The organism is Sphingopyxis flava (assembly GCF_900168005.1).
In the GTDB taxonomy this organism is placed as follows: Bacteria; Pseudomonadota; Alphaproteobacteria; order Sphingomonadales; family Sphingomonadaceae; genus Sphingopyxis; species Sphingopyxis flava.
Genome location: NZ_FUYP01000001.1, coordinates 110,389 through 135,310 on the forward strand (window position 1 = coordinate 110,389; position 24,922 = coordinate 135,310).

At 64.4% G+C, this 24,922-nt stretch carries 24 protein-coding genes; 9 read left to right on the plus strand and 15 right to left on the minus strand.

Going from position 1 to position 24,922, the window contains the following annotated elements:
- Positions 1-44: 44 nt before the first annotated feature.
- A complete protein-coding gene (locus tag B5X69_RS00545) occupies positions 45-305 on the minus strand; it encodes a hypothetical protein (RefSeq protein ID WP_079636923.1) in 261 nt (86 codons plus the stop codon).
- A gap of 93 nt (positions 306-398) precedes the next feature.
- Between B5X69_RS00545 and B5X69_RS00550 the strand changes: the two genes are divergently transcribed.
- The gene (locus B5X69_RS00550) at positions 399-1,859 is read left to right on the plus strand and encodes a helicase HerA domain-containing protein (RefSeq protein WP_079636688.1); all 1,461 of its coding nucleotides are present in this window, start codon (positions 399-401) and stop codon (positions 1,857-1,859) included.
- Positions 1,860-1,862: 3 nt separating this feature from the next.
- Here B5X69_RS00550 and B5X69_RS00555 read toward each other — a convergent pair whose 3' ends face one another.
- Positions 1,863-2,327 (minus strand): Lrp/AsnC family transcriptional regulator, encoded by a 465-nt coding sequence (locus B5X69_RS00555; protein ID WP_079636690.1) that lies wholly within the window; start codon positions 2,325-2,327, stop codon positions 1,863-1,865.
- Between the two features lie 104 nt (positions 2,328-2,431).
- On the opposite strand from B5X69_RS00555, the gene putA reads away from it, so the two are divergent.
- Entirely contained in the window at positions 2,432-6,031 is a 3,600-nt protein-coding gene (gene putA, locus B5X69_RS00560) for a trifunctional transcriptional regulator/proline dehydrogenase/L-glutamate gamma-semialdehyde dehydrogenase (protein WP_079636692.1), read from the plus strand.
- 4 nt (positions 6,032-6,035) lie between these two features.
- Here putA and B5X69_RS00565 read toward each other — a convergent pair whose 3' ends face one another.
- Genes B5X69_RS00565 through cyoA form a run of 7 tightly spaced genes read right to left on the minus strand, consistent with a single transcriptional unit; the run spans position 6,036 to position 12,787 of the window.
- Positions 6,036-6,569: a response regulator transcription factor gene (locus B5X69_RS00565; RefSeq protein WP_079636694.1), complete on the minus strand. Its 534-nt coding sequence runs from the start codon at positions 6,567-6,569 to the stop codon at positions 6,036-6,038.
- Positions 6,566-7,870 (minus strand): ATP-binding protein, encoded by a 1,305-nt coding sequence (locus B5X69_RS00570; protein WP_079636696.1) that lies wholly within the window; start codon positions 7,868-7,870, stop codon positions 6,566-6,568. The genes B5X69_RS00565 and B5X69_RS00570 overlap by 4 nt, the downstream gene beginning before the upstream one ends.
- Positions 7,870-8,565, minus strand: a complete 696-nt coding sequence (locus B5X69_RS00575) for an SURF1 family protein (RefSeq protein WP_079636924.1) — start codon at positions 8,563-8,565, stop codon at positions 7,870-7,872. The genes B5X69_RS00570 and B5X69_RS00575 overlap by 1 nt, the downstream gene beginning before the upstream one ends.
- 14 nt (positions 8,566-8,579) lie before the next feature.
- The gene (gene cyoD, locus B5X69_RS00580; RefSeq protein ID WP_079636698.1) at positions 8,580-8,957 is read right to left on the minus strand and encodes a cytochrome o ubiquinol oxidase subunit IV; all 378 of its coding nucleotides are present in this window, start codon (positions 8,955-8,957) and stop codon (positions 8,580-8,582) included.
- Positions 8,954-9,583 carry a cytochrome o ubiquinol oxidase subunit III gene (cyoC, locus tag B5X69_RS00585; RefSeq protein WP_079636700.1) on the minus strand — a complete coding sequence of 210 codons (630 nt, stop codon included), beginning with the start codon at positions 9,581-9,583 and terminating at the stop codon, positions 8,954-8,956. Before cyoC ends, cyoD begins: the two co-directional genes overlap by 4 nt.
- A gap of 1 nt (position 9,584) precedes the next feature.
- Positions 9,585-11,594 carry a cytochrome o ubiquinol oxidase subunit I gene (gene cyoB, locus B5X69_RS00590; protein WP_079636925.1) on the minus strand — a complete coding sequence of 670 codons (2,010 nt, stop codon included), beginning with the start codon at positions 11,592-11,594 and terminating at the stop codon, positions 9,585-9,587.
- A gap of 17 nt (positions 11,595-11,611) precedes the next feature.
- On the minus strand, positions 11,612-12,787 hold the full coding sequence (gene cyoA, locus B5X69_RS00595) for a ubiquinol oxidase subunit II (protein ID WP_079636702.1): 1,176 nt from the start codon (positions 12,785-12,787) through the stop codon (positions 11,612-11,614).
- Between the two features lie 163 nt (positions 12,788-12,950).
- On the opposite strand from cyoA, the gene B5X69_RS00600 reads away from it, so the two are divergent.
- Positions 12,951-14,279 carry an MFS transporter gene (locus tag B5X69_RS00600; protein WP_079636704.1) on the plus strand — a complete coding sequence of 443 codons (1,329 nt, stop codon included), beginning with the start codon at positions 12,951-12,953 and terminating at the stop codon, positions 14,277-14,279.
- A gap of 274 nt (positions 14,280-14,553) precedes the next feature.
- Here the strand turns inward: B5X69_RS00600 and B5X69_RS00605 are convergent, their stop codons facing one another.
- The 3 genes from B5X69_RS00605 to B5X69_RS00615 are packed head-to-tail and all read right to left on the minus strand — an operon-like array spanning position 14,554 to position 15,928.
- A complete protein-coding gene (locus B5X69_RS00605) occupies positions 14,554-15,141 on the minus strand; it encodes a uracil-DNA glycosylase family protein (RefSeq protein WP_079636706.1) in 588 nt (195 codons plus the stop codon).
- A gap of 10 nt (positions 15,142-15,151) precedes the next feature.
- Positions 15,152-15,424 (minus strand): helix-turn-helix domain-containing protein, encoded by a 273-nt coding sequence (locus B5X69_RS22380; protein ID WP_079636708.1) that lies wholly within the window; start codon positions 15,422-15,424, stop codon positions 15,152-15,154.
- A gap of 39 nt (positions 15,425-15,463) precedes the next feature.
- Positions 15,464-15,928, minus strand: coding sequence for an Lrp/AsnC family transcriptional regulator (locus tag B5X69_RS00615; RefSeq protein WP_079636710.1), 465 nt, complete (start codon positions 15,926-15,928; stop codon positions 15,464-15,466).
- Positions 15,929-16,055: 127 nt separating this feature from the next.
- Between B5X69_RS00615 and B5X69_RS00620 the strand changes: the two genes are divergently transcribed.
- Positions 16,056-17,111, plus strand: coding sequence for a Leu/Phe/Val dehydrogenase (locus tag B5X69_RS00620; protein WP_079636712.1), 1,056 nt, complete (start codon positions 16,056-16,058; stop codon positions 17,109-17,111).
- A 37-nt stretch (positions 17,112-17,148) separates the two neighbouring features.
- On the opposite strand, the gene B5X69_RS00625 is transcribed toward B5X69_RS00620, so the two are convergent.
- Positions 17,149-18,054 carry a hydroxymethylglutaryl-CoA lyase gene (locus B5X69_RS00625; RefSeq protein ID WP_079636714.1) on the minus strand — a complete coding sequence of 302 codons (906 nt, stop codon included), beginning with the start codon at positions 18,052-18,054 and terminating at the stop codon, positions 17,149-17,151.
- A gap of 134 nt (positions 18,055-18,188) precedes the next feature.
- On the opposite strand from B5X69_RS00625, the gene B5X69_RS00630 reads away from it, so the two are divergent.
- Positions 18,189-19,346 carry a CaiB/BaiF CoA transferase family protein gene (locus B5X69_RS00630; RefSeq protein WP_079636716.1) on the plus strand — a complete coding sequence of 386 codons (1,158 nt, stop codon included), beginning with the start codon at positions 18,189-18,191 and terminating at the stop codon, positions 19,344-19,346.
- Between the two features lie 4 nt (positions 19,347-19,350).
- Positions 19,351-20,055, plus strand: a complete 705-nt coding sequence (locus B5X69_RS00635; protein WP_079636718.1) for a glutathione S-transferase family protein — start codon at positions 19,351-19,353, stop codon at positions 20,053-20,055.
- A 27-nt stretch (positions 20,056-20,082) separates the two neighbouring features.
- Here B5X69_RS00635 and B5X69_RS00640 read toward each other — a convergent pair whose 3' ends face one another.
- Together B5X69_RS00640 and B5X69_RS00645 are read right to left on the minus strand one after the other, a co-directional pair.
- The gene (locus B5X69_RS00640) at positions 20,083-20,808 is read right to left on the minus strand and encodes a glutathione binding-like protein (RefSeq protein WP_079636926.1); all 726 of its coding nucleotides are present in this window, start codon (positions 20,806-20,808) and stop codon (positions 20,083-20,085) included.
- Positions 20,808-21,311 carry a DUF3237 domain-containing protein gene (locus B5X69_RS00645; RefSeq protein WP_079636720.1) on the minus strand — a complete coding sequence of 168 codons (504 nt, stop codon included), beginning with the start codon at positions 21,309-21,311 and terminating at the stop codon, positions 20,808-20,810. The genes B5X69_RS00640 and B5X69_RS00645 overlap by 1 nt, the downstream gene beginning before the upstream one ends.
- Positions 21,312-21,439: 128 nt before the next feature.
- On the opposite strand from B5X69_RS00645, the gene B5X69_RS00650 reads away from it, so the two are divergent.
- Genes B5X69_RS00650 through B5X69_RS00660 form a run of 3 tightly spaced genes read left to right on the plus strand, consistent with a single transcriptional unit; the run spans position 21,440 to position 24,890 of the window.
- On the plus strand, positions 21,440-23,686 hold the full coding sequence (locus B5X69_RS00650; RefSeq protein WP_176141464.1) for a TonB-dependent receptor: 2,247 nt from the start codon (positions 21,440-21,442) through the stop codon (positions 23,684-23,686).
- Positions 23,686-24,183, plus strand: a complete 498-nt coding sequence (locus B5X69_RS00655) for a nuclear transport factor 2 family protein (RefSeq protein WP_079636724.1) — start codon at positions 23,686-23,688, stop codon at positions 24,181-24,183. Before B5X69_RS00650 ends, B5X69_RS00655 begins: the two co-directional genes overlap by 1 nt.
- Positions 24,180-24,890, plus strand: coding sequence for a glutathione binding-like protein (locus tag B5X69_RS00660; protein WP_079636725.1), 711 nt, complete (start codon positions 24,180-24,182; stop codon positions 24,888-24,890). The genes B5X69_RS00655 and B5X69_RS00660 overlap by 4 nt, the downstream gene beginning before the upstream one ends.
- The last annotated feature ends 32 nt before the right edge of the window (positions 24,891-24,922 follow it).

Below are 24,922 nucleotides of genomic sequence, written 5' to 3' on the forward strand. Positions count from 1 at the left end.
CGCGCGCTGATCATGGCGCGCAGCTGTCCCTGCGAGCCAAGGCCCTACCCCTCCCCGCTGCGGTCGATCATGTCCATGAACGCGCGCGCCGCATCGCGTTCACTCGCATCCTTGAATGCGATGTCGAGATCCGGCGCGGCGCCGAGCATGTAGAGCAGCGACCAGAGCGCAAAGCGGCGGCCGCTGTTTGTCTCGAGACCAAGGTCCACCCGCATCCGCTCGGTCCCGGCGGTGAGGGCTTCGGGATGGATGGCGGCGAGGTCCCTTGTCCCGAAATAGCGCCTGAGCTGGTCGTCAAAATCCATCGCCTTCGTCGTCCTCGCGTTTGCGGAGCGATCCGAACCGAAGGCCGCCACCCGTCGGTTGTCAAGCCGCGGGCGCGCCGGTAGGGCGGCGGCGTGAACAGCAGCATCGAAATCGGAACCGATGGCGCCGGGCGGCCGGTGCACGTCAATGTGCAGGAATTGCTTGCGACGCGCCTGCTTGTCCAGGGCAATTCGGGATCCGGAAAGTCGCACCTGTTACGCCGGCTGCTGGAGGAAAGCGCAGGGCTTGTCCAGCAGGTGGTGATCGACCCCGAAGGCGATTTTGTCACGCTTTCGGATGCTTACAATCACGTCGTGGTCAATGCCGGCGATTATAATGAGCGCGAGATCGCAACGATGGGGGCGCGCATCCGCGAACATCGCGCGTCGATCATCCTTAGCCTCGATGCACTCGACATCGAGGCGCAGATGAGCTGCGCTGCGGCTTTCCTGAACGCGCTGTTCGACGCGCCTCGCGAGCACTGGTTTCCAGCGCTGATCGTGGTCGACGAAGCGCAGATGTTCGCGCCGAGCGCGTCGGGCGATGTGTCCGACGCGGTACGGCGCGCGAGTCTTGCAGCGATGACCAACCTGATGTGCCGCGGTCGCAAGCGGGGCCTCGCCGGGGCAATTGCAACCCAGCGCCTGGCCAAGCTTGCCAAGAATGTCGCAGCCGAGGCGAGCAATTTTCTGATGGGCCGCACCTTTCTTGACATCGACATGGCGCGCGCGGCCGATCTGCTCGGCATGGAGCGGCGGCAGGCGGAGCAGATCCGCGACCTTGAACGCGGCTGCTTCCTCGGGCTTGGCCCCGCCATCTCGCGTCGTCCGGTGTCGGTGCGCATCGGCGCAACCCAAACGCATTCGCGCGGCGGAACGCATGGGCTTTTACCGCTTCCTGAGGCGGAGCCCAATGACATGCGATCGATGCTGTTTGCCGCGATGGAAACCTCGCCGCCGCCGGTGCCTCCGCCGGCACCTCCCCCCGTAGCCGCCGACGAACTCCTCCGCCGGATCAGCGAGGGCGACGATAGCACCCTCTCCGCTCCAACGCCGGCCTCCGTCATCCCCGAAGCGGCCGCCGCCGATATCGAAGACGCTGTCGCGGCAGCCCTGCGCGATATGCTCGCCGACCCTGATTGCGCCTATCATCCTGAGAGCTTTCTCTACCAGGATTTCTCGGTGCGCTGCCGGATGCAGCGGCTCGCGCGTGTACCGCTCGACCTTGCGGCCTTCCGCCGCCGCTTCGCGCTCGCCAAGGGCGGCATCTTCGACCCTGCCGAGCCCCGCTGGCAGGAGATATTGGGCGCCGCTGCGCGGCTGCCCGACGACATGCTTGCCCCCTTCGTGCTGATGGCGCGCGCCGCAGCCGAAGGGCTTCCCTGCCCCGACGATGACGCGCTCGGCCGCGCCTATGGCACGCGCTCGCCGGGGCGTGTGCGCCGGCTGGTCGAATATATGGAGCGGCAGGGAGCCGTCGTCGTCCGCTCCGATTTTGGCGGCCGCCGCTCGATTGGCATCCCCGAGCTCGGCCTCAGCACCGAGGCCGAATAAGGATCAGCTCCAGCTGTCCTTCACCGTCTCCATCGCGACGAAGGTCGAGGTGCTCGCGACGTGCGGCAGGCTCGATATGCGTTCGCCCAGCACGACCCGGTAGCGGTTGATATTGGCCGTGCGCACCTTCAGCAGATAGTCAAAGCTGCTCGCGATCATGTGGCACTCCTCGACTTCGGGAATGCGGCGTGCAGCCGCGTTGAATTCCTTGAGCGCCGCCTCGCGCGTATCGCTGAGCTTGACCTCGGCGAAGGCAACATGATCCATGCCGATCTTCGCAGGATCAATTGCCGCCCGGAAACCCCGGATCACGCCGCTTGCGATCAGCCGCCTAAGCCGGACCTGGCACGGCGTCTTCGAGAGCCCCACCCGTTCGGCAAGGTCGGTGACCGTGATCCGCCCCTCATCGCGCAGAACTGCCAGCATTTTTCGGTCAAACTCATCCAGTTCGCCTGAGTTTCCGGCCATAATCAGTCCTTTTGACCTTCTGTCTCTGCAATATAGGTAAATATTCCTTCCATATGCCATATCAAAAGGCAATGCGGCGCGCGCAATCATAGTAAAGTCGCCCCATGCCGATCTTTGCCGACTTTGCTCCCCCCATTCGCCCCGCGACCCCGCTGCGCGATGCAATCACCGCCGCTTATCGCAAGGACGAGGCCGAGGCCCTAGCGCCGCTGCTCGAGGCCGCAACGCTCTCCGATCCGCTGCGCGCCGACATCCGCGAAACCGCGCGCCGGATCGTCACGGCGCTTCGCGCAAATCGCAAGCGAAGCGGCGTCGAGGCGCTGGTGCAGGAATATTCGCTGTCGAGCGAGGAAGGCGTCGCCCTGATGTGCCTTGCCGAAGCGCTGCTGCGCATTCCCGACGATCCAACGCGTGATGCGCTGATCCGCGACAAGGTCGCTGACGGCGAGTGGAGCGCGCATCTTGGCGATGGCCGCTCGCTGTTCGTCAATGCCGCAACCTGGGGTCTCGTCGTGACGGGCAAACTCGTCGGCAGCGTCGACGACCGCGGACTCGGCGCTGCCCTCGCGCGGCTCGTCGCCCGCGCCGGGGAACCCGTTATCCGCCGCGGCGTCGACCTTGCGATGCGTCTGATGGGCGAACAATTCGTCACCGGCGAGACGATCGCCGAGGCGTTGAAGCGTGCCAAGGCGATGGAAGCCAAGGGCTTCGCCTATAGCTACGACATGCTCGGCGAGGCCGCGACGACGATGGCCGACGCCGACCGCTATTATGACGATTATCGGCGCGCGATCGACGCGATCGGCAAAGCGTCGGCGGGGCGCGGCGTCTATGCAGGGCCGGGCATCTCGATCAAGCTGTCGGCCCTCCACCCGCGTTATTCGCGCGCCCAGGCTGGCCGCGTTACCGGCGAGCTTCTGCCCCGGGTGAAGGCGCTCGCGCTTCAGGCCAAGGGTTACGATATCGGCCTCAACATCGACGCCGAAGAGGCCGACCGGCTCGAACTCTCGCTCGACCTTCTCGAAAGCCTCGCGCTCGATCCCGATCTTTCAGGCTGGGACGGGCTCGGCTTCGTCGTTCAGGCCTATGGCAAGCGCTGTCCGTTCGTGATCGACTGGATTGTCGATCTCGCCCGCCGCGCAGGCCGGCGGATCATGGCGCGGTTGGTCAAGGGCGCCTATTGGGATGCCGAGATCAAGCGCGCGCAGGTCGACGGGCTCGAAGGCTTTCCGGTCTACACGCGCAAGGTCCACACCGACGTCGCCTATATCGCCTGCGCGCAAAAGCTGCTCGCCGCCACCGACGCCGTCTTTCCGCAGTTCGCGACGCATAATGCCCAGACGCTCGCCACCATCTACCACCTCGCGGGCGACGATTTCGCCACCGGGAAATATGAGTTCCAGTGCCTTCACGGCATGGGCGAGCCGCTCTACGAGCAGGTCGTCGGCACGAAGAAGCTGAACCGTCCGTGCCGCATCTACGCCCCCGTCGGGACGCACGAGACGCTGCTCGCCTATCTGGTGCGCCGCCTGCTCGAAAACGGCGCCAACTCCTCCTTCGTCAACCGCATCGCCGACCCCGCGGTGCCGGTCGAGGAACTCATCGCCGACCCGGCCGAAGTCGTCCGCGCAATGCCCCATCCGGGCGCGCAGCACGACCAGATCGCGCTTCCCGCCGATCTCTACCCCGACCGCTGCAATTCGGCCGGGATCGACCTCAGCAACGAGCATCGGCTCGCCGCGCTGGCGGAAGCGCTGAAAGAAAGCGCCACGATCGACTGGCGCGCTGGCGCGGAGAATGGCGAAGGCACACCGCGCGCGGTCCTCAACCCCGCCGACCACCGCGATCGCGTCGGAACCGTCGTCGAAGCCTCCCCCGCCGCCGCGCGCGCCGCCGCGGCGCGCGCCGCCGCCTCCGGCTGGAGGGCAGTCCCCGCGGCCCAACGCGCGGCCATATTGGAGCGCGCTGCCGATGCGATGCAGGCGCGCATGCCGATCCTGCTCGGGCTCATCGTCCGCGAGGCTGGAAAATCGATCCCCAACGCAATTTCAGAGGTGCGCGAGGCGATCGATTTCCTGCGCTATTATGCCGTACAGGCGCGTACGACCTTCGGCCCCGGCCAAGCGCCGCTCGGCCCCGTCACCTGTATCAGCCCGTGGAACTTCCCGCTCGCCATCTTCACCGGCCAAATCTCTGCGGCGCTCGTCGCGGGCAATCCGGTTCTCGCCAAGCCCGCCGAGGAAACGCCGCTGATCGCAGCCGAGGGTGTGCGCCTGCTTCACGAAGCAGGCGTGCCCGCCGACGCGCTGCAACTCGTTCCGGGTGACGGCGCGATCGGCGCGGCGCTGGTCGCGGCGCCCGAAACCGCGGGAGTCATGTTCACCGGATCGACCGAGGTCGCGCGGCTGATCCAGGCCGAACTCGCCAAGCGCTTGTCGCCCACGGGCAAGCCGATCCCGCTGATCGCCGAGACGGGCGGGCAGAATGCGATGATCGTCGACAGTTCCGCGCTCGCCGAGCAGGTCGTCGGCGACGTCATCGCGTCGGCCTTCGACAGTGCGGGCCAGCGCTGTTCGGCGCTGCGCATCCTCTGCCTGCAGGACGAGGTGGCCGACCGCACGCTCGCGATGCTGAAAGGGGCGCTCGCCGAACTTGCACTAGGACGCCCCGACCGGCTCGCGGTCGACATCGGTCCCGTCATCACCGCCGAAGCCAAGGCAAATATCGAAAGGCATATCGAGGCGATGCGCGCCCTCGGACGCCGGATCGAGCAACTGCCCCTCCCCGCAGAGGCCGCGCACGGCACGTTCGTGCCGCCGACGATGATCGAGATCGACGACATCGCCGACCTGAAGCGCGAGGTTTTCGGCCCCGTTCTTCACGTTCTGCGCTACCGCCGTGAGCAACTGGGCGAGATAATCGACGCCATCAATGCGACGGGTTATGGATTGACCTTCGGCCTCCACACACGGCTCGACAAGACAATCGCCGACGTGCTCGCGCGGGTGAGGGCGGGCAATTGCTACGTAAACCGGAACACCATCGGCGCGATCGTCGGCAGCCAGCCATTCGGCGGCTGCGGCCTTTCGGGTACCGGGCCGAAGGCGGGCGGCCCGCTCTATCTCGGCCGCCTGGTGAGCGTGCCGCCGGTGTTCGCCGCACGTGCGGGGCATCTTGGAACACCGATCGGCGAATTCGCCGATTGGCTGAGCGCGCAGGGCGAAGCCGAGTCCGCTGCGATCGCCAGGCGCTATGAGAGCGCCTCGGCGCTCGGCGCCGAACTGCTGCTGCCCGGACCCGTGGGTGAGCGCAATGTCTATGCGCTCCACCCGCGCGGCCGCATCCTGATGCGCCCGGCAACGCGCGCTGGCCTCTTCGAACAGATGGCGGCGGTGCTCGCGACCGGCAATCATGGCATCGTAGAGGGCATGGACCTGCCTGCCGCCCTCCCTCCGCGTGTCGCTGCGGCCTTTTCACCGGGCGGCGAGGGACCATTCGGCGCCGCGCTGGTCGAGGGCGATCCGGCGCATATCGCCGCGGCGGCAGCGGCGCTCGCTGCCCGTCCCGGCCCCATCGTTTCGCTCCACGCTGCGACCGAAGTACCAGGCCTTGCCTATCATCCCGACTGGCTGCTCGAGGAGGTCGCTACCTCGATCAACACGACCGCTGCTGGCGGCAACGCCAGCCTGATGATGATCGGTTGATCCGCTAGCGAAGCTGCCGCTTCTCGAGCTTGCGCGCGAGGGTGCGGCGATGCATGCCGAGCCGCCTCGCCGTTTCCGATATGTTGAATCCCGTTTCAACGAGCGTCTGGTGGATATGCTCCCACTCGACGGTCTTGATCGATGAGGGCCGTGCGCCGAGCGGCGTGTCGACATTGCCCTCGGCCCGTTCGAATGCCGCCTCGATATCGTCGGTGTTCGAAGGCTTGGCGAGATAATAGGAGGCCCCAAGCTTGATCGCCTCGACAGCGGTTGCGATGCTCGCAAATCCTGTGAGGACGACGATACGCATCGCGGCATCTGCGGCGCGCAAGGTTTGGACGCAGGCGAGACCCGAGGCACCGCCGAGCTTGAGGTCGACCACCGCATAGCCCGGCTGATAAGCCGCGAGTACGGCCTTCATCGCGTCGGGGCTCGCCGCGGTGCGAACCTCGTAGCCCCGCCGCTCGAATGAGCGTTTGAGCGTTCGCGCGAAGGCCTCGTCATCTTCGACGATCAGCAAGCGCCGCTGGTCGGTCATGGCGCCTCTCCTTCAGGCCGGGCAATCGCCGAGATCGGCAGCAGAATGCGCACCCGGGCCCCTCCTTCGTCGCGGTTCGCAACGCTCGCGCCTCCGCCCAGCTTGCGCAGCACGTTGACGAGCAGAAACAATCCAAGCCCTCCGCCCGGCCGACCCTTTGTCGAACGATAAGGCTGGCCAAAATGTTCCAGCATTTCCTCGCTGAAGCCCGGACCGCGGTCGGCGATCTCGATCACGGCCATGTCGCCGTCGCGCGAGGCGGTGACGCCGATCCAGTCGGGCGAGACCTCGGCCGCATTGTCGAGCACATTGCCAATGACCTGTCGCAGCGCAGGGTCAGAGACGATCGCGACGTCTGCGCCGAACACATCGTTGAATTCCACCGTTCCGGGCCGCCTTCCCGCGCGCGAATCCTCGACGATGTCGGTGAGGAAGGCACGCATCGTGGTGAGACGCGGCGCAACCCCGCGGGCCTCGCCCGCCGACATCAGGATGCCGCTGACGATCGTCTTGCAGCGCTGCACCGCCGCGTCCATCTCGGCGAGATCTTCCTGCAGTTCCTCGTTCTTCGCGAGCTTCGGCGCGCGCCGCCAATCGCCGATCAGCACCGATAATGTCGAGAGCGGTGTACCAAGCTCATGTGCCGCGCCCGAGGCGAGCAGCCCCATGCGCACGATATGATCCTCTTCCGCCGCGCGCTGGCGCGCCGCGGCGAGCGCGGCATCGCGATCGCGCAAATTGCGGCTGATTCGCGTGACAAAGGCGACGAGGAGCACCGCGATCAGCACGAAGCACACGAGGCTGCCCTGCAGATAAAGGCCGAGCGGATCTGCCGCATAGCGCTGAGGCAGGAGCAGCGGCGTGGGTTCGATACTGAGGATAGCAAGCGCCGTCAGCGTTGCCCCAACAATCGTCCATGACGAGCGCGGCGAGAGCAGGATCGCGCCGATCACGACCTGCAGCAGGAAGAGCGAGGCGAAGGGATTGGAAAGCCCGCCGCTATGATGAAGCTGCCAGGCGAGCACCGCGACGTCGACGAGCAGCGCTGCCGTCAGTTCGATATTGGTCACCGCCCGGCCGCGTCCGAGCAATCCCAGGCTGGCAATATTGACGATGATCAGCGCCGCCACGGCGGCAAGGAGCGGCGCGAGCGGCAGCGCAATGCCCATCAGCCCGATCACGACGCCGATCGTTGCGAGTTGCCCTCCCACCGCGAGCCAGCGCAGCTGGATCAGCAACGTCATGTTGCGCCGGCCGGCGTCGGCTTCGGGCAGCGCGGTCGTCATCGAGGTGTCGGCCATCAGGAGTCCATATTGGGCCGAAGCCGCGCTGAACGCCACAATAACCAGGAAAAATAAAGGCTGATCCCTCCAAGCGCGAACCAGGTCAGCGCATAGACGAGATGCGGGTCGCGAAAGCGCACCACCGTGAGCCCGCCCGCTGGATAGCCTCCTGCATTGGGGGCCGCGTCGGCATCGAGGAAATAGGGCGCCACGCGGTCCAATCCGCGGGCCTTGGCGATTCCCGCCACGTCGCGCGAATACCACCGATCCCGGGCCGCGTCGTTGGCGCGCAGAAAGGCGCCGCCGGGCTCGCTCATGCGCAGCAGACCCTTAACGGTCAGGGTCCCCGCCGGATTGCCCGCCGCGCGCGCCGCTGCCTCGCGCTTGTCTCTCGGCACGAAGCCGCGATTGACGATGAGAGTAAAGGTCGGGGTATCGAGCGGGGTGAGCAGCCAATAGCCCGCGCCGCGCTCGGTGACCGCCTGCACGAGCGTTTCGCGGTCGTGGCGGAAGCGGCCGGTTGCCACGATGCGGCGGTAAGCGTCGTCGCCGGCCGAAAGACCCGGCCATTCGGCGGGGCCCGGCGCTGCCACCGGCGCCCGGTGGATGCGCGCGCTCACGGCTGCAATCAACTCGTGCTTCCACGCGCGCCGTTCGATCTGCCAGATGCCGAGCGCGGCAAAGCCCGCCGCGAGAAGCAGCGTCAGCGTCATCAGCAGCCGGCGTTTCACGGCAGCTGGTTCATGTCATGCGGCATCGGCATCATGTTGGTGTTGAGGTGATGCATGACCCAGAGCGATCCTGCGAGCGCGATGCCCAGCACGATGATCGTGAAGACGAGCGAGGTCAACGACCAGCCGCCTTCCGCCTTCGGCGTCATGTGGAGGAAAAAGATCATGTGAACCACGATCTGTACCACGGCGAATGCCATGATGATGGCAGCCGTCGTGCCCGGCGAGAGCGGCATCGTCATTACCAGCCAGAAGGGTATGGCAGTCAACAGGACCGACAGCGCAAAGCCGATCAGATAGTCGCGCATCGAGGCGTGCGGCATCTCGATCTCGCGGGGATGCGCTGCATCGCCCTGGTTGGGTTCAAGGCTCATTGCAGCATTCCCATCAGATAGACGATCGTGAAGACGCCAATCCACACGACGTCGAGAAAGTGCCAGAACATCGAAAGGCACATGACGCGGCGCCTGTTCGCGGCGATCAGTCCGTGCTTGCCGAGCTGGACCATCAACGTCAGCAGCCACAGGATGCCGAATGTTACGTGGAGCCCGTGCGTCCCCACCAGCGTGAAGAAGGCCGAGAGAAACGCGCTGCGCTGCGGCGTTGCACCGATATGAAAGAGGTGCTGGAACTCATAGAGCTCGATCGCGAGGAAGGCCGCGCCGAAGAGCGCGGTCACTGCGAGCCAGATCTGCGTTTCGCGCACCTTGCCTTGCTGCATCTGGAGGACGGCAAAGCCATAGGTAATCGACGAGAAGAGCAGCATTGCGGTGTTGACCGCGACCAGCGGCAGATCGAACAGGTCCTTGGGCGCGGGGCCTGCGGCATAATTGCCGCCGAGCACCGCATAGCATGCGAAAAGGATCGCAAAAATGAGGCAGTCGCTCATCAGATAGATCCAGAAGCCCAGCATCGTGCTGTGCCCCTCCGGATGAGCGTGCTCACCAATGTCGTAGAAGCGCAGCTCTTCGTGCGCGGCGGCGAGGGTCTTGGTGCTCATGTCAGACTCCAGCCGCCGCGAGCTGGCGGGTGCGCGCCTCCTCGACCGCGGCGACCGTTGCTGCCGGTATGTCGAGTTCGCGCCTGTAATTGAAGGTATGGGCGATCGCAGCGCCAACCAGCGCGACGAAGCTTGCCCCTGCGAGCCACCAGATGTGCCAGACGAGCGCGAACCCCAACACCAGGCTGATCCCGGCAAGGACGATACCGGTGCCGGTATTGGCCGGCATATGGATATCGCGAAAACCCTTAACCGGCCTCTCGTGCCCGCGGCGCTTCATGTCATGCCATGCGTCGAGATCGTGGATCACCGGCGTGAAGGCGAAGTTATAGTCGGGTGGCGGTGAACTTGTCGCCCACTCGAGCGTGCGGCCGTCCCAGGGGTCGCCGGTTTCGTCGCGAAGCTGGTTGCGGCGCCAGATGCTGACCGCAAACTGGATCAGCATCGCAGCAATGCCCACGGCGATCACCGCGGCGCCGACGCCCGCCACGAGGAACCATATCTGCAGGCTCGGGTCGTCAAACACGCGCATCCGGCGGGTAACCCCCATCAGGCCCAGGATATAGAGCGGCATGAAGGCAAGCCAGAAGCCCACGACCCAGCACCAGAAGCTCACCTTGCCCCAGAAGATGTCGAGCTTGAAGCCGAACGCCTTGGGCCACCAGTAGTTGATCGCGGCAAAAAGGCCGAACAAGACGCCGCCGATGATGACATTGTGGAAATGCGCAACGAGGAAGAGCGAGTTGTGCAGCACGAAGTCGGCGGGAGGCACGGCGAGAAGCACCCCGGTCATGCCGCCGACGACGAAGGTCAGCATGAAGGCGACGGTCCACATCATCGGCAGTTCGAAGCGAATGCGGCCGCGGTACATGGTGAAGAGCCAGTTGAAGAGCTTTGCGCCCGTCGGAATCGAGATCACCATCGTCGTGATCCCGAAAAAGCTGTTTACGCTGGCACCCGAGCCCATGGTGAAGAAATGGTGCAGCCACACGATGTAGCTCAGAATCGTGATGCAGACCGTCGCATAGACCATCGAGGTGTAACCGAAGAGCCGTTTGCCCGAGAAGGTCGAGGTGACTTCGGAGAAGACGCCGAACAGCGGCAGGATGAGGATGTAGACTTCGGGGTGACCCCAGATCCAGATGAGGTTCACATACATCATCGGCGAGCCGCCGAAGTCGTTGGTGAAGAAATTCGTCCCGACATAGCGGTCGAGCGTCAGCAACGCGAGCGTCGCCGTGAGAACCGGGAAGGTCGCGACAATCAGAATATTGGCGCACAGGCTCGTCCAGGTGAAGACGGGCATCTTCATCAGCCGCATGCCCGGCGCGCGCAGCTTGAGCATGGTCACGATCAGGTTGATGCCCGACAAGGTCGTGCCGACGCCCGCGATCTGGAGCGACCAGATATAGTAATCGACGCCGACATTGGGACTATATGCGATCCCCGAAAGCGGCGGATAGGCGAGCCAGCCGGTTTGCGCGAATTCACCGACGAACAGCGAGATCATGCAGAGCACTGCGCCTGCAGCCGTCATCCAGAAGCTGAAATTGTTGAGGAAGGGAAAGCTGACATCGCGCGCGCCGATCTGGAGCGGGACGATGTAGTTCATCAGCCCGGTAATGAACGGCATCGCGACGAAGAAGATCATGATCACGCCGTGCGCGGTAAACACCTGGTCATAATGGTGCGCGGGCAGATAGCCTTCAGACCCCCCGAAGGCCATCGCCTGCTGGAGCCGCATCATGATCGCGTCCGCAAAGCCGCGCAGGAACATGATGAGCCCGAGGATCATGTACATGATCCCGATGCGCTTATGGTCGACGGTGGTGAACCATTCCTTCCACAAATAGCCCCAGAGGCGGTATTTGGTGATCGCACCCACGAGCGCGAGGCCGCCGATCGCAACAACGATGAAGGTGGCAACGAGGATTGGCTCGTGGAGTGGCAGCGCGCCGAGCGACAGCTTGCCAAGCAGCGGGCTTGTTTCCAGAGCGGGATGGGGCGTCATCATTATTCTCGTCGCGATCAGGATTGCGGCGACGGCGCGGGCCGTGCGCCAAAAGCGGCCATGGTTGGGGCGGGGCGCGGCAGACCGGCGCCGGTGAGCGGGGTCAGATCGGCGGCGCGCGCGTCAGGCCGATCAGCGCTCGCGGCCGGCGGCGCGCTGCACAGCGCTCCGACGTAGCGCCGGCCCCAATATCCAGCCCCGGTCCCGCGCGCGGCGAATTTGTCGTAAGTGAGGCTTCTCACATTGCCGAGCCCCGCGACACCCGCCCCGCCCGCGGCGTCGATCGACATCATATCGTGCATGCACATCTTGCCCGGTTCGACGCACATGTTGACGATCGCGTCGAAGAGCTGGGGCTCGACGGCAGCAAACCGCTGCGCGGGGACTTTCTCGCTCGGCTTCTCAAGCTTGAGATAGGCGGACCGATCGAGCGTTCCGCCGCCCGCCTTTGTTGCCGCGACCCAGGCTGAAAAATCCGAATCGCTAAGGCTCTTCACGGCAAAACGCATGTCGGAAAATCCTGCCCCCGAATAATTGGCCGAGAATCCCGAAAATTCCCCCGTCTTGTTGAAAACGCCGTGGAGTTTGGTCTCCATACCCGGCATCGCATAAATCTGTCCTGCGAGCGCCGGGATGTAAAAGCTGTTCATCACCGAGGAGGAGGAGATGCGAAACCGCACCGGGCGATGGGTGGGAAGCGCTAGTTCGTTGACGCTCGCAATCCCCTGCTTGGGGTAAATGAACAGCCACTTCCAGTCGAGTGCGACGACCTGCACTTCGACCGGCTCAACGGCAGCGCTCACGGCCTGCCCGGGCGCGATGCGCGCGAGCGGACGATAGGGATCGAGCAGATGCGTTGCGACCCAGGTGAGCGCCCCAAGGCAGATGATGATGAGGAGCGGCGCTGCCCAGATCACCAGTTCAAGCTGGGTCGAATGATCCCAGTCGGGCTTGTAGGTCGCCTCTTTGTTCGCCGCGCGGTAGCGCCATGCGAAAACGACCGTCAGGATCATAACCGGTACGATGATCAGCAGCATCAACCCGGTCGAGATGAGGATCAGATTGCCCTGCTGACGCGCCACATCACCCGCAGGATCCAGTACGACCAGGTCGCATCCGGCAAGCAGCGGCAGCAGGCCGAGCAGCGCGAGCGGCCGGAATCGGGCGTTCGAACGGGACAATTTCTGGGGCATAACCGCGCGCCTACCCCTTGCTTGCTCGAGTTCACATAGGACATTTTGTCCAATCCCCGCGCGGGACGCTTTGGCGCAGGGGGTATTCCATCGAGGGGTCGTGCCCCTGTTTCCGACTCGCGCGCCCATATGCTAGGGTGCCAGCAGCAGGACCCGAAGATCAATGTCTGTCGATACCGCGCCCAACACTACGCAGGCCGAACGCGACGCGCGCGCGCTGCACGACGAGGGTCACGGCCTTGCGCCCGCGGAAATCGCCATCGGCGTCATCATCGGCCGAACGTCGGAATTCTTCGATTTTTTCGTCTATGCCATCGCGTCGGTGCTGGTGTTTCCCAAGCTGGTTTTTCCCCACCTTGATCCGCTTGAAGGAACACTCTGGTCGTTCGCCATCTTTGCTCTCGCCTTCGCGGCGCGGCCCGTCGGCACGGTCATCTTCACCGCGATTGACCGCATTTATGGCCGCGGCGCCAAGCTGACCGTGGCGCTCTTCCTGCTCGGAGGCTCGACGGCAGCGATCGCCTTTTTGCCAGGATATGCAACGATCGGCCTCGGCTCGGCGCTTCTTCTTGCCCTGTTCCGCATGGGCCAGGGCGTCGCGCTCGGCGGGTCGTGGGACGGACTTGCTTCGCTGCTCGCAATCAACGCTCCTGAGGGCAAGCGCGGCTGGTATGCAATGATCCCCCAGCTTGGCGCTCCGCTTGGCCTCATCGTCGCCAGCCTTCTTTTCATGTTCCTGATCGCAGCGCTCCCGGCGCAGGATTTCCTCGACTGGGGCTGGCGCTACCCCTTCTTCGTCGCCTTTGCGATCAACGTCGTCGCGCTGTTTGCGAGGCTGCGGATCGTCGTGACCCCCGAATATGAGAGGGGCTTTGCGAACCGGGACCTTGAGCCCGCACCGCTTTTCGAGACGGTGCGCTCGGAGTGGAAAGTGATCGTGGCGGGCGCCTTCGCGCCGCTCGCGAGCTTCGCGCTCTTTCACATGGTCACCGTCTTTCCGCTCTCGTGGGTCTTTCTCTTCACCGAGGAATCCCCCGTGCGCTTCTTGATGATCGAGGCGATCGCCGCGGTCTTCGGAATTGTCGCTATCATTGCCTCCGGGATGATTGCCGATCGCATTGGCCGGCGTACGCTGCTCGGCGCAACTGCCGCTGCGATCGCGGCCTTCAGCGGCTTTGCTCCCCAGCTTCTCGGCGCGGGCGAAGCCGGCGAGGCGGCGTTCATGATCCTTGGCTTCATCATTCTCGGCCTGGCGTTCGGACAGTCGTCCGGCGCGCTGTCGTCGAGCTTCCACCCGCGGCACCGCTACACGGGATCGGCATTCACCTCCGATCTCGCCTGGCTATTCGGTGCGGGCTTCGCGCCGATGGTGGCGCTGTGGCTCTCGGCCGCCTTCGGCCTGCTCGCCGCGGGCGCCTATCTCCTTTCAGGCGCGATCGGTACCCTCGTTGCGCTGTGGCTCAACCGCGAGCTGGCGCGCACGATCGACTGAGCCGATCCCCGGCCTTGTTGCCTGTCGCGGTGCGAGAGCGCCGCCTCGAGGATGAGCGCGCAATCACCCCGCCCTTGCTTCTCGCTCGCCCGAGCCCGCGTTCGCCTCGCAGCGATCCACATCCGCGCGCGCAGCGCCAATCGTCCTTACTGCGGCCTCCCCAACCCCGAACTCGGCCGCTTTCGCGCAATAAGCGGCTGGCGTGCGTCGCAGCGGGGACTGCCCGGCTGACGCGCCTTGGAACAACGTCTTGGCGAAGAGCGCGGGCCGACGCCTAGACGCCGAGCGAGCGGACCGCCGCCTGAACATGAGGAACGAGATCAGCCTCGAACCACGGATTTTTTGCTAGCCATGGCTGATTGCGCGGCGAAGGGTGCGGCAGAGGAAGAAAGCCCAAAGGCAGATAATCACGCCACGCTTGCACGGTCTTGGCGAGTGTCGCCTTGCGCCGGCCGCCGAGGTACCAGGCCTGCGCATATTGGCCGACCAGCACCGTCAGCCCGATGCCGGGCAGAAGCTTCGCGAGCCTTGGGTGCCACAGCGGCGCGCATTCGGGTCGCGGCGGATTGTCGCCCGAACCGGCCTTACCCGGATAACAAAAGCCCATCGGAATGATTGCGACGCGGGCTGGATCGTAGAAGACAGCCGAGGCAAGGCCCAGCCAGCCGCGCAGTCGCCGGCCCGACGGGTCGTCCCAGGGAATGCCCGTTTCATGCACCTTGCGCCCCGGCGCCTGCCCGACGATGCACAGACGCGCCGCCGAGCCGGCCTGCACGACCGGGCGCGGACCATGGGGGAGCTCCGCAGCGCAGCGCTGGCACGCGCGTATATCCCCGAGAATTTGCGCAAGCGCATCGGCCATAGCGATCAACCTAATCCCTCAGCAGCCCTCTCAGGGTCGCCGCCGTTGCGCCGAGCGGTTCGGGTGGCTCCTCCGCCTTCGGCATCGTCATTACCCCTGGGCTTTTCGACTCGAAATGCCGGTGGAAGGCTCCGCACGATACCCCGGCGGCGCGCTTCACGTCGTGCACCGACCTGTCATGATGGCCGCGCGCCTGGGACAGATCGGCGGCGGCATCGAGGATAGGCGCAAGCGTTCCTTCAGGATCATTGCTTCTCAACAGGCCGCGTCTCGTTCGTTCCATCGCATCTGCCACTAGTCGATTTTCAGCCGGACGAACAGGTCAGCCGATCGGCAGTTCGGTGGTCGACTTGATTTCCGAAAGGGCAACGGTCGAGTTGATTTCCTGCACCCCGGGCAGCTTGCTGAGCTGGTCGAAGAAGAAGCGCTCATAGGCATCGATGTCCTTTGCGACGACGCGCAGCATGAAATCCATCGACCCCATGAGGACATAGGCGTCCAGCACCTCGGGGAAGGCGCGGATCGCCTCGCTGAATTCGTCGAGATTGGCGCGGCCGTGCGCGTTGAGCTTTACCTGGGCAAAGACATGGGCGTTGAGCCCTACTTTGCGCCGATCGACCACCGCGACGCGCTTGCGAATGAACCCCTCACGCTCGAGGCGGTCGATGCGCCGCCAGCAGGGCGAGGAGGAGAGCCCGACGCGCTCGGCGATCTCTGCCGTCGTCTGATTCGCATCACGCTGCAATTCCCGGAGGATCTTTTTCTCAAACGGATCAAGATCGGTCATAATATCCCGATATCATAAGTTCGCTGGTTATAATATCCCCATATAAGCAGGAATCCGTCGCAATGCGCGAAAGATTATCCTCGTCCGCGATGCGATGATCGAGGTCCAATAAAAAGGAGCATAGACGATGGTTTCCCGCCCTGCCCGCCTGACCCCGCCCGTCGAATGTGTGCGGCTCTACGATCCCGCGAGCGGGCTCGACGGCGTCATTGCCATTCACTCCACCGCGCTCGGGCCGGGCGCCGGCGGCTGCCGACTGTGGAGCTATGCCGACATGGACGCCGCGCTCGCCGATGCGTTCCGGCTCGCAGAAGGCATGAGTTACAAGAATGCGCTTGCGGGCCTCCCCTTTGGCGGTGCCAAGGCGGTGCTGCGCAGGCCCGAGGGCGATTTCGACCGAGCTGCGCTGTTCCGCGCGTTCGGCGAGGCCGTCGAAAGGCTGGGCGGCCTCTATGTGACGGCCGAGGATGTCGGCACAAGCGTCGGGGACATGCAGGAGGTTGCGCGCGTCTCGCGCCATGTCGCGGGCCTTGCTGCCAAGGAGGGCCAGGCCGGCGGCGATCCCTCGCCATGGACGGCGCTCGGTGTATTCGAAGCGATGAAGGCTGCGGCGCGTCTTACATTCGGTAGCGACCTCGACGGTCTGACGGTTGCGGTACAGGGGACGGGGAGCGTCGGGGCCGAGCTCTGCCGCCGCCTTGCCGCCGCGGGCGCCAAGCTGGTCATCGCCGACCCGAATCCTGCGCGCCGCGATCGGCTCGCGCATGTCCACGATGCGCGCATCGTGGCCCCTGACGAGATCGCCCGCGCCGAAGCCGACATCTTCGCGCCCTGTGCACTTGGGGGCGCCCTCGATCGCGATACGGTAGCGGCGATGAAGGCGCGCCTCGTCTGCGGCGCAGCAAACAACCAGCTCGCGGCGGCGGAAGTTGCGGCGCTGCTGCTGCGCCGCGGGATCACCTACGCCCCCGACTATGTCGTCAATGCGGGCGGTATCATCAATGTATCCGCCGAATATCTCGGCGAAGGCGAGGCAAGCGTCGCCGCCCGCATCGCCGGAATCGCGCCGCGCGTGAGCCAGATTCTGCACCAGGCCGCCGAGGAGAAGCGCTCGCCTGCAGCCGTCGCGGACGAGATGGCCGAGGCGGTTATCGCGGGCGCGCAGCGGGCGATTGCGGCCTGAAAGGTGTCGAGCGGAAGCGCGCTTCGCCCCCTTGAACTCAGGCGGGAAAGCGCGGCGCCCGGCTGACCATGGCGGGTAGCGGGCGATCCATGACGCCCGTCAGCCAATGCGCGGCATCGACCGCCGCAGGAAGCGCAAGGCCCGTCGCAATACCGCTGCGTTCCAGCATATAGGCGACATCTTCCGTCGCGACATTGCCCGCTGCACCGGGCGCGAAAGGACAGCCCCCCAGGCCACCGAGCGCGGCGTCGACGGTCGCCGCCCCCTCGCCGACCGCAGCCCAGACATTCGCAAGGCCGGTACCGCGCGTGTTGTGAAAATGAACCCGCACGGGCAGCGGCGCGATCGCCTCGGCAACGCGTCCGACCATCTCGGCGACCTGGGCCGGCACAGCGACACCGATCGTATCCGCAAGCGCCACCTCGCGGGGCTCCGCGTCCGCGGCGCGCTTTGCCATCTCGACGACGTGAGCAGCATCAATCTCGCCTTCGAAGGGGCAGCCGAAGGCGGTTGCAATAGTGATCTGTCCGCTGCGCCCCGCTTCCTTTGCGAGGCTGACAATCTCGATCGCCGCCGCCAGCGATTCGTCGGATGTTTGACCTTGATTGCGGATGCCGAAACTGTCGCTCGTCACACAAACGGCTCCGAGTTCGTCAATCCGTCCGGTCGCGATCGCGCGCTCGGCGCCGCGCCGGTTGAGCACGAGGCCGATATAGGTGACGTCGCCCCGGTCCGGCAGCAGCGTCACGAGCTCGTCGGCATCGGCAAGCTGCGGCACCTTTTTCGGATTGACGAAGCTCGTTACCTCGATGCGGCGCGCGCCATAGTCGATCGCGCGGCGAACGAGGGCCGCCTTGTCGCGGGTTGCCACGATGGCCGATTCATTCTGCAACCCGTCGCGCGGGCCGACCTCGACCATTTCCACCGCTCGATTTTCCGCCATGTTCGCGCTTTTCCGTTCATCGACTCAAATTGCATGTTGAATATTACATAGCATTCTAAGTATACCTTGGCCATAAGTGTTGATGCCATCGCTGCCGGCGCCTCAAAGCCGGTTCGGGCACCGAAAGGAACGCAATGACGAAAAATAAAGGAGCGCTCGACGGCATCCGGGTAGTCGAGATGGGACAGCTGATCGCTGGCCCCTTCTGCGGACAGCTTCTCGGCGACATGGGCGCCGAAATCGTCAAGCTCGAACAGCCCGAAACCGGCGACCAGATGCGCCACTGGGGCCAGGGCGACAAGCCGAGCTGGTGGCGCGTCATTGCCCGCAACAAATATTCGGTCGCGGTCGACCTGCGGTCCGAGGATGGCCAGCAGCTCGCGCGCGACCTTATCGCAAAGGCCGACATTCTCATCGAGAATTTTCGCCCCGGTACGCTCGAGAAATGGAACCTCGACCCCGCCGAGCTGCGCAAGACCAACCCCGGGCTGATCGTCGTGCGCGTATCGGGCTACGGCCAGACCGGCCCCTATTCGGCGCGCGCCGGCTTTGGCGGCATCGGTGAGGCCATGGGCGGCTGGCGCGGCATTGTCGGCTACCCCGACCTTCCGCCCGCCCGCATGGGCGTGTCGATCGGCGATACGCTCGCAGCGACCTACGGCTGCATGGGCGCGCTCGCCGCGCTCCATCATCGCAGCAAGACGGGCGAGGGCCAGATCGTCGACTCTGCGCTTTATGAAGCCGTTCTTCAGGTCATGGAATCGACCGTCGCCGACTATTCGGCAAGCGGGACCAAGCGTCGGCGCACCGGATCGACTCTCCCCGGGATCGCGCCCTCAAATGTCTATCCGTGCCGCGACGGCGAATATCTGATCGGCGCCAACCAGGATGGTGTCTTCGCGCGCCTCGCCGCAGCGATGGGCCGCCCCGAGCTTGCGCGTGACGAGCGCTTTGCAACGCACCGCGCGCGCGGCGCGCGGCAGGAGGAGCTCGACGCGCTGATCGCGGAATGGACAAAGACAATGACCATCGACGAGCTCGAGGCGAGGATGGTCGAGGCGGGCGTTCCCGCAGGCCGCATCTATGACGCAGAGGATATGCTCGCCGACCCGCACTTTAAGGCGCGCGAGGCGCTGGTCACGGTACCTGACGAGGAACTCGGAGAGATCCGGATGCAGGGGATTTTCCCCAAACTTTCCGAAACGCCAGGAAGCATCCGCCGCCCCGCCCCGCTCCGCGTCGGCCAGGACAGCGCCGAGGTGCTGAAGCGCTGGCTCGGCTGCGAAGTTTAAAGCGGTGATTAGCCTTTACGGCGGCCCGACACCCAATGCGCGCAAGATCGCAATTGCGCTTCTCGAAATGGAGCTTGAATGGCGGCTCGAGCCCGTTGATATATTGTCCGGCGACCAGCTGACCCCCGAATTCCTGGCGCTCAACCCCAATAACAAGACCCCGGTGATCATCGACGACGATGGACCGCACGGGCCCGGATTCGTGCTCTGGGAAACAGGCGCGATCCTCCTCTATCTTGCGGAAAAGACCGGGCGCTTCCTTCCCGCCGACCCGGTGAAGCGCGCGATCTGCTGGCAGTGGCTCATGTTCCAGGTCTCGGGCATTGGCCCGATGTTCGGCCAGGAAGCGCATTTTACCCATTATGCGAAAGAGCGGCACGAATATGCGATCGAGCGCTATTCGCGCGAGGTCGACCGGCTGATGATGGTCCTCGACAAGAGGCTCGGCGAGGCCGAGTGGCTCGCCGGCGAAGACTATACGATCGCCGACATGGCGACGCTCCCCTTTCTGCGCCGCCAATTCATCGAAAAGGCGGGCCGCTTCCCGAACGTTGACCGCTGGGGCGCGGCCATGCTCGAGCGCCCCGCCGTCACGCAGGGAATGAAGGTCGGCGTCGCGCGCGCGGAAACGATCGAAGGCGGGCTCACCGGCTTCACCGACGAGCACCGGGCGATTCTCTGGGGCGACCGGCAGCATGCGAGGCGATAGCAGGCTGCCCGGATAACCGCTTTCTCCTTAATCGCCTTTTACTGCGGCATGGTTCGCATCGCCGAACATGTTTGACCATTCCCGCTCGTTCAGCGTCTGATGCCGTCCGACATATTTCGCTGGCGCTTTGTGATCGGCCCTTTCCATCGCGCGCTCGACCGCAGGCCGCCGGCGGATCCGCTCGAACCAGTCATGCATGGCCGGCCAGTCATCGAGCCCCATTCCCATGACAAAGGCCGACGCGCGGCCGGGCCAGATCGCCATGTCGGCGATCGTATAGTCTTCGCCGGCGACATAGGGGGATGTCCGAAGCCGCCGCTCAAGCACAGTGAGGAGGCGGTTCACTTCCTTGGTATAGCGCTCGATCGCATAGTCCTGGCCTTGAGGCGCATAGCGAAGGAAATGGCTCGCCTGACCGCCCATCGGACCGAGCCCAGCGACCTGCCAGGTGAGCCAGGAGAGCGTCGCCGCGCGCGCCCCGACGGATCGAGGGAGGAAGCGCCCGGCCTTCTCCGCCAGATACTGGAGAATCGCGCCCGACTCGAACACGGTGACCGCCTCATCGCCCTCGGCCGGCGCATGGTCGACGATCGCGGGCAGCTTATGGTTCGGATTGATGCGCCCGAATTCGGCGCTGAGCTGATCACCCTCGAAAATATCATAAGGGATCACGCGATAATCCGCGCCAATCTCCTCGAGCATGATTGCGATCTTCTGCCCGTTGGGCGTTGCGGAATAGTGAAGGTCGATCATCATCCGATCTCGTAAAAGACATGACGGACGCCAAAGTCAGTGACCTCGCCGACCCCCACCGCCAGCGCTCCGTTAAGCCAGCGATATCGCTCGCTTGCGGTTTCGAAGACCGCAGCAATGCGAAGATAGTAGCGCGAGGGGTCGACAGGCGGCTTGGCGGGGTCTGCAAATAGCGCGCGAACATCGTCGGGGATCAGGCTGCGCCCCGTGTAGGTCAGATAGATGAGATCCCCCTCCTCGGCTTTCCATACCGAGCGGGCATCGAAGGTGCCAACCGAAGCGTCGCCGATTCGTCCCGAGCGCGGCCAGTTGCCGCCGCCCGGCAGCACCTCCCCCCGAATGCGCGGTCCGAGGATGCGTCCGCCCGAGACATAGCCCACGCGCTGCTCCCCGAAGGGCGACGCCCCGATCGCAATGAGTCCGCCCCCTACATCGAACTCTGCGGTGCACAGATGGCGACTTTCGAGCCCTGCGGGAGCCGGGGGCGAATTTTGACCGGTCATGCTCAAATCCTTCTTTCAAAGCTATGGACAAGTATAAAACAATTAGTATACTAAGGGTCAACCAGATTGACGGATGGATCACCGGCTTTCACCGCCGCTGTCAACGGGATCTCTACGGGAGGGTGCTAATGAAGGGTCTCAATCATCTCCTGCTGTCGGGCGCGGCAATCGCTGCGATGACGGCCTGTGCCACGCCGGCTTTCGCGCAAGCCGCCGACGAAGGCGATACCGCGGCGGCAAGCGACAGCGCGGGGAGCGGCAACGAAATCATCGTGACCGCGCAAAAGCGCGAGCAAAGCCTGCAGGACGTTCCCATCTCGATGGAAGTGGTCAGCGGCCAGAAGCTTGCCGAGTTCAATTCGAACGACCTCAAGGCGGTCATGAACTACACGCCGAACGTCTTTGTTCAGTCGACTGCGGGCAACGACGTCATCTATATCCGCGGCTTCGGCTCGCCGCCGGCGAACTTCGCGTTCGACCAGTCGGTATCGCTCTATGTTGACGGCGTTTACGCCGGCCGCTCGCGCCAGGCGCAGGCACCCTTTTTCGACCTCGCGCGCGTTGAGGTGCTGCGCGGCCCGCAGGGCGCGCTGTTCGGCAAGAATACCGCAGCAGGTGCGGTAAGCGTCGTCTCGGCCGGTCCGACGAGCACGCCCGAGGGCGCATTCACGGCGCTCTATAACTTCGATCATGAGGGCTTCGACGTTTCGGGCTATATCTCGGGCCCGATCAGCGACACGCTGAGCGCACGCCTTGCCTACAAGATCGTCAACCAGGACGGCTATATCCGCAATCTTGCGACCAACCACGATGATCCCGAAGTGCGTCAGCAGCTTGCTCGCCTGACGCTGAAGTGGGAGCCCTCGAGCGACTTCGACTATACGGTGAAGGCGGAATATGCGAACCGCGACGTTATCGGCGGCATCACCGTTGCAAGTTCGCTCACTGGCCCGCAGACCCCGCGCACGACGCGGTATCTCGAGCGCTCAGCGCTTGGCGATGAAGGGACCAAGACCGAATCCGTGATGCTCTCGGGCACCGGCAACATCGCGCTCGGCGACTATACGCTGACCTCGGTCACCGGCTATTCCTGGTTCAATGCCGACATCGTCAACGGCTTTGACCAGACGATTCCGGGCGGCGACGGCGCGGTCACCAACAATTCGGTGTACAACAGCTTCCCCGAACGCTTTGATCAGTTCTCGCAGGAACTGCGCATTCTCTCGCCGACGGGACGTACCTTCGAGTTCATCGCTGGCGCATATTATGACCGTTCGACCTACCGGCTCGACCAGCTCCAGGGCTTCAACATCCTTGATCTGTTCGGCAGCCCCTATTTCGGCCGCATCGACAGCCGCTTCAACCAGAAGGCTGAAAGCTGGTCGGTTTTCGGCCAGGGCACGCTCAACGTCAGCGACGCATTCCGTGTGATCGGCAGCCTGCGCTACAGCCACACCAAGAAGGACGCCGACTTCGCGTCGCGCCTCGTCTATGGTCCCTTCGCAATTCGCCCGATCTCGAGCGCCGAGGGTTCGCTCAGCGAAGGCAATGTCGATCCCTCGATCACACTCCAATATGACGTGGCGCCGCGCGTCATGGTCTATGCAACCTATGGCCGCGGATCCAAGTCGGGCGGCTTCGTGTCCAACACGCTCGGGACGACCGATGCGACCTTCTCGTTCGAGCCTGAACGGTCGACCAACTATGAGGCCGGCATCAAGTCGACGCTCGCAGACGGCGCGATCGTGGCGAACGTCTCGGCCTACCACACCGAGTTCAAGGATCTGCAGGTCTCGGTCTATCAGCCCGAATCCTCGAGCTATCTGACCGGGAACGCCGCAAGCGCGACGTCGAAGGGGATCGAGGGATCGCTCAGCATCTTCCCCTTCCCCAATTTCGACATTGTCGCATCGGGCGCTTACCAGGATATCAAATATGACGATTATCCTGGCGCGGCCTGCCTCGCCTCGCAGCCGCTCACCTGCACGCCGACGACCAACAATCTCGCTGGCTACAGCCCGGCCTACACGTCGAAATGGACCGGGAGCGTGACGGCACACGCCGGGTTTGATCTGCCGAGCGACCTCAAGCTCGACATTACCGGGGTCGCGGCGGGCCGTTCGAAATATTTCGACTCTGACGACCAGAGCCCGATCTACGGCGTTCAGAAGGGCTATGTGAAGCTCGACCTGCGCGTCCAGCTGGCGGACAAGAATGCAGGTTGGCATTTGGCGGTGGTTGGCAAGAACCTCACCAACAAGCTCACCACCGGCAGCGTCTTCCGCCTGCCCGCGCCGATCACCGCTGTGTCGCGCGCGATCCAATATGTGGAACCCAGCCGCAATATTTCGGTCGAGGCCGGGTTCAAATTCTGATGCCCAAGGGATCGGCCGCGATCGACGCTTTCCTCGACAGGAAAGCGGCGGTCGCGGCCGTGACTGCTTACGCTGATGCGCTCGACGCGCGCGATTGGGCGGGATACCGCGCCCTTTTCACCGACAGGATCGCGATCGACTATGGCGCGATCGGCTCGCTCGTCGCGACGGTGACCGCGGAGGAATGGACAAACCGCTGCCGGGCGCTTGAGGGTTTCGATGCGACCGCGCACAGGCTCCACAACATGGTCGCCGTCATCGAGGGCGACGCCGCGCTCGTCACGAGCATTGTCGATGCAGCGCATTTCGTCTCAATCGGCGGCAAGGAGCTCATGGGCGACCTCATCGGCCGCTACACCCACCGCCTTGTGCGCGAACATGGCTGGAAAATCGCCGGCGTCACGCTCGGCGTGGCGGGCTATCCTGCGGGAAAGGACGCGTTTGACGCGTCCTTCGCCATGGCGCGCACCATTTTTTCTGAAAGAAGCGCTTCATGATCGACGTCTATTTCACGCCAACCCCCAACGGGCACAAGGTCTCGATCATGCTCGAAGAGACCGGGCTTGCCCACCGGCTCCTCAAGATGGACATGCTGGCGGGCGACCATCTGACGCCTGAGTATCGCCGCATCAATCCGAACGGCCGGTTGCCCGCCATCGTCGATCATGATCCCATCGGCGGCGGCGCGCCGCTTCCCGTGTTCGAAAGCGGCGCGATCCTTCTCTACCTTGCCGAAAAGAGCGGGAAGCTGCTCCCGCACGATCCGCGCCGGCGCAGCCAGGCACAGCAATGGCTGATGTGGCAGATGGCAAGCTTCGGTCCGATGCAGGGTCAGGCGCATCATTTCATCCGCTATGCGCCCGAAGGACAGCCCTACCCTGTCGAGCGCTATCGCAACGAGACAGTGCGCCTGCTTCACGTCCTCGACGGACGGCTGAGTGAGGCCGAATATCTCGCCGAGGAATATTCGGTTGCCGACATCGCGTGCTGGCCGTGGGCGCGCGCCACGCGGGCCATCGGGCTTGCCCTTGACGATTATCCCGCGCTCGCGGCCTGGTTCACGCGGATCGCCGAGCGTCCGGCTGTCATCGCGGGCACCGACGTCAAGAATGCGCCGAATCTCTCAAGCGCGCGTCCGGTGCTGACAAAGGAGCAATGGTCGAACCTGTTCGGCCAGAATATGCTCGAGGCGCCCACGCGGTAAGCCGCGCGATCAATGCGCCCTGGCTCGCAGCG

Excerpts from the sequence above, each read along its gene's own strand:
- B5X69_RS22380 (WP_079636708.1), bottom strand. The coding sequence starts at position 15,424 with ATGGAACGAACGAGACGCGGCCTGTTGAGAAGCAATGATCCTGAAGGA.
- B5X69_RS00575 (WP_079636924.1), bottom strand. The coding sequence starts at position 8,565 with ATGACGCTGACGCTGCTTCTCGCGGCGGGCTTTGCCGCGCTCGGCATC.
- cyoA (WP_079636702.1), bottom strand. The coding sequence starts at position 12,787 with ATGCCCCAGAAATTGTCCCGTTCGAACGCCCGATTCCGGCCGCTCGCG.
- B5X69_RS00655 (WP_079636724.1), top strand. The coding sequence starts at position 23,686 with ATGCCCAAGGGATCGGCCGCGATCGACGCTTTCCTCGACAGGAAAGCG.
- putA (WP_079636692.1), top strand. The coding sequence starts at position 2,432 with ATGCCGATCTTTGCCGACTTTGCTCCCCCCATTCGCCCCGCGACCCCG.
- B5X69_RS00570 (WP_079636696.1), bottom strand. The coding sequence starts at position 7,870 with ATGGCCGACACCTCGATGACGACCGCGCTGCCCGAAGCCGACGCCGGC.
- B5X69_RS00615 (WP_079636710.1), bottom strand. The coding sequence starts at position 15,928 with ATGACCGATCTTGATCCGTTTGAGAAAAAGATCCTCCGGGAATTGCAG.
- B5X69_RS00660 (WP_079636725.1), top strand. The coding sequence starts at position 24,180 with ATGATCGACGTCTATTTCACGCCAACCCCCAACGGGCACAAGGTCTCG.
- B5X69_RS00640 (WP_079636926.1), bottom strand. The coding sequence starts at position 20,808 with ATGATCGACCTTCACTATTCCGCAACGCCCAACGGGCAGAAGATCGCA.
- B5X69_RS00565 (WP_079636694.1), bottom strand. The coding sequence starts at position 6,569 with ATGACCGACCAGCGGCGCTTGCTGATCGTCGAAGATGACGAGGCCTTC.
- B5X69_RS00600 (WP_079636704.1), top strand. The coding sequence starts at position 12,951 with ATGTCTGTCGATACCGCGCCCAACACTACGCAGGCCGAACGCGACGCG.
- B5X69_RS00650 (WP_176141464.1), top strand. The coding sequence starts at position 21,440 with ATGAAGGGTCTCAATCATCTCCTGCTGTCGGGCGCGGCAATCGCTGCG.
- cyoC (WP_079636700.1), bottom strand. The coding sequence starts at position 9,583 with ATGAGCACCAAGACCCTCGCCGCCGCGCACGAAGAGCTGCGCTTCTAC.
- B5X69_RS00630 (WP_079636716.1), top strand. The coding sequence starts at position 18,189 with ATGACGAAAAATAAAGGAGCGCTCGACGGCATCCGGGTAGTCGAGATG.
- cyoD (WP_079636698.1), bottom strand. The coding sequence starts at position 8,957 with ATGAGCCTTGAACCCAACCAGGGCGATGCAGCGCATCCCCGCGAGATC.
- B5X69_RS00645 (WP_079636720.1), bottom strand. The coding sequence starts at position 21,311 with ATGACCGGTCAAAATTCGCCCCCGGCTCCCGCAGGGCTCGAAAGTCGC.
- cyoB (WP_079636925.1), bottom strand. The coding sequence starts at position 11,594 with ATGACGCCCCATCCCGCTCTGGAAACAAGCCCGCTGCTTGGCAAGCTG.
- B5X69_RS00545 (WP_079636923.1), bottom strand. The coding sequence starts at position 305 with ATGGATTTTGACGACCAGCTCAGGCGCTATTTCGGGACAAGGGACCTC.
- B5X69_RS00625 (WP_079636714.1), bottom strand. The coding sequence starts at position 18,054 with ATGGCGGAAAATCGAGCGGTGGAAATGGTCGAGGTCGGCCCGCGCGAC.
- B5X69_RS00555 (WP_079636690.1), bottom strand. The coding sequence starts at position 2,327 with ATGGCCGGAAACTCAGGCGAACTGGATGAGTTTGACCGAAAAATGCTG.
- B5X69_RS00620 (WP_079636712.1), top strand. The coding sequence starts at position 16,056 with ATGGTTTCCCGCCCTGCCCGCCTGACCCCGCCCGTCGAATGTGTGCGG.
- B5X69_RS00605 (WP_079636706.1), bottom strand. The coding sequence starts at position 15,141 with ATGGCCGATGCGCTTGCGCAAATTCTCGGGGATATACGCGCGTGCCAG.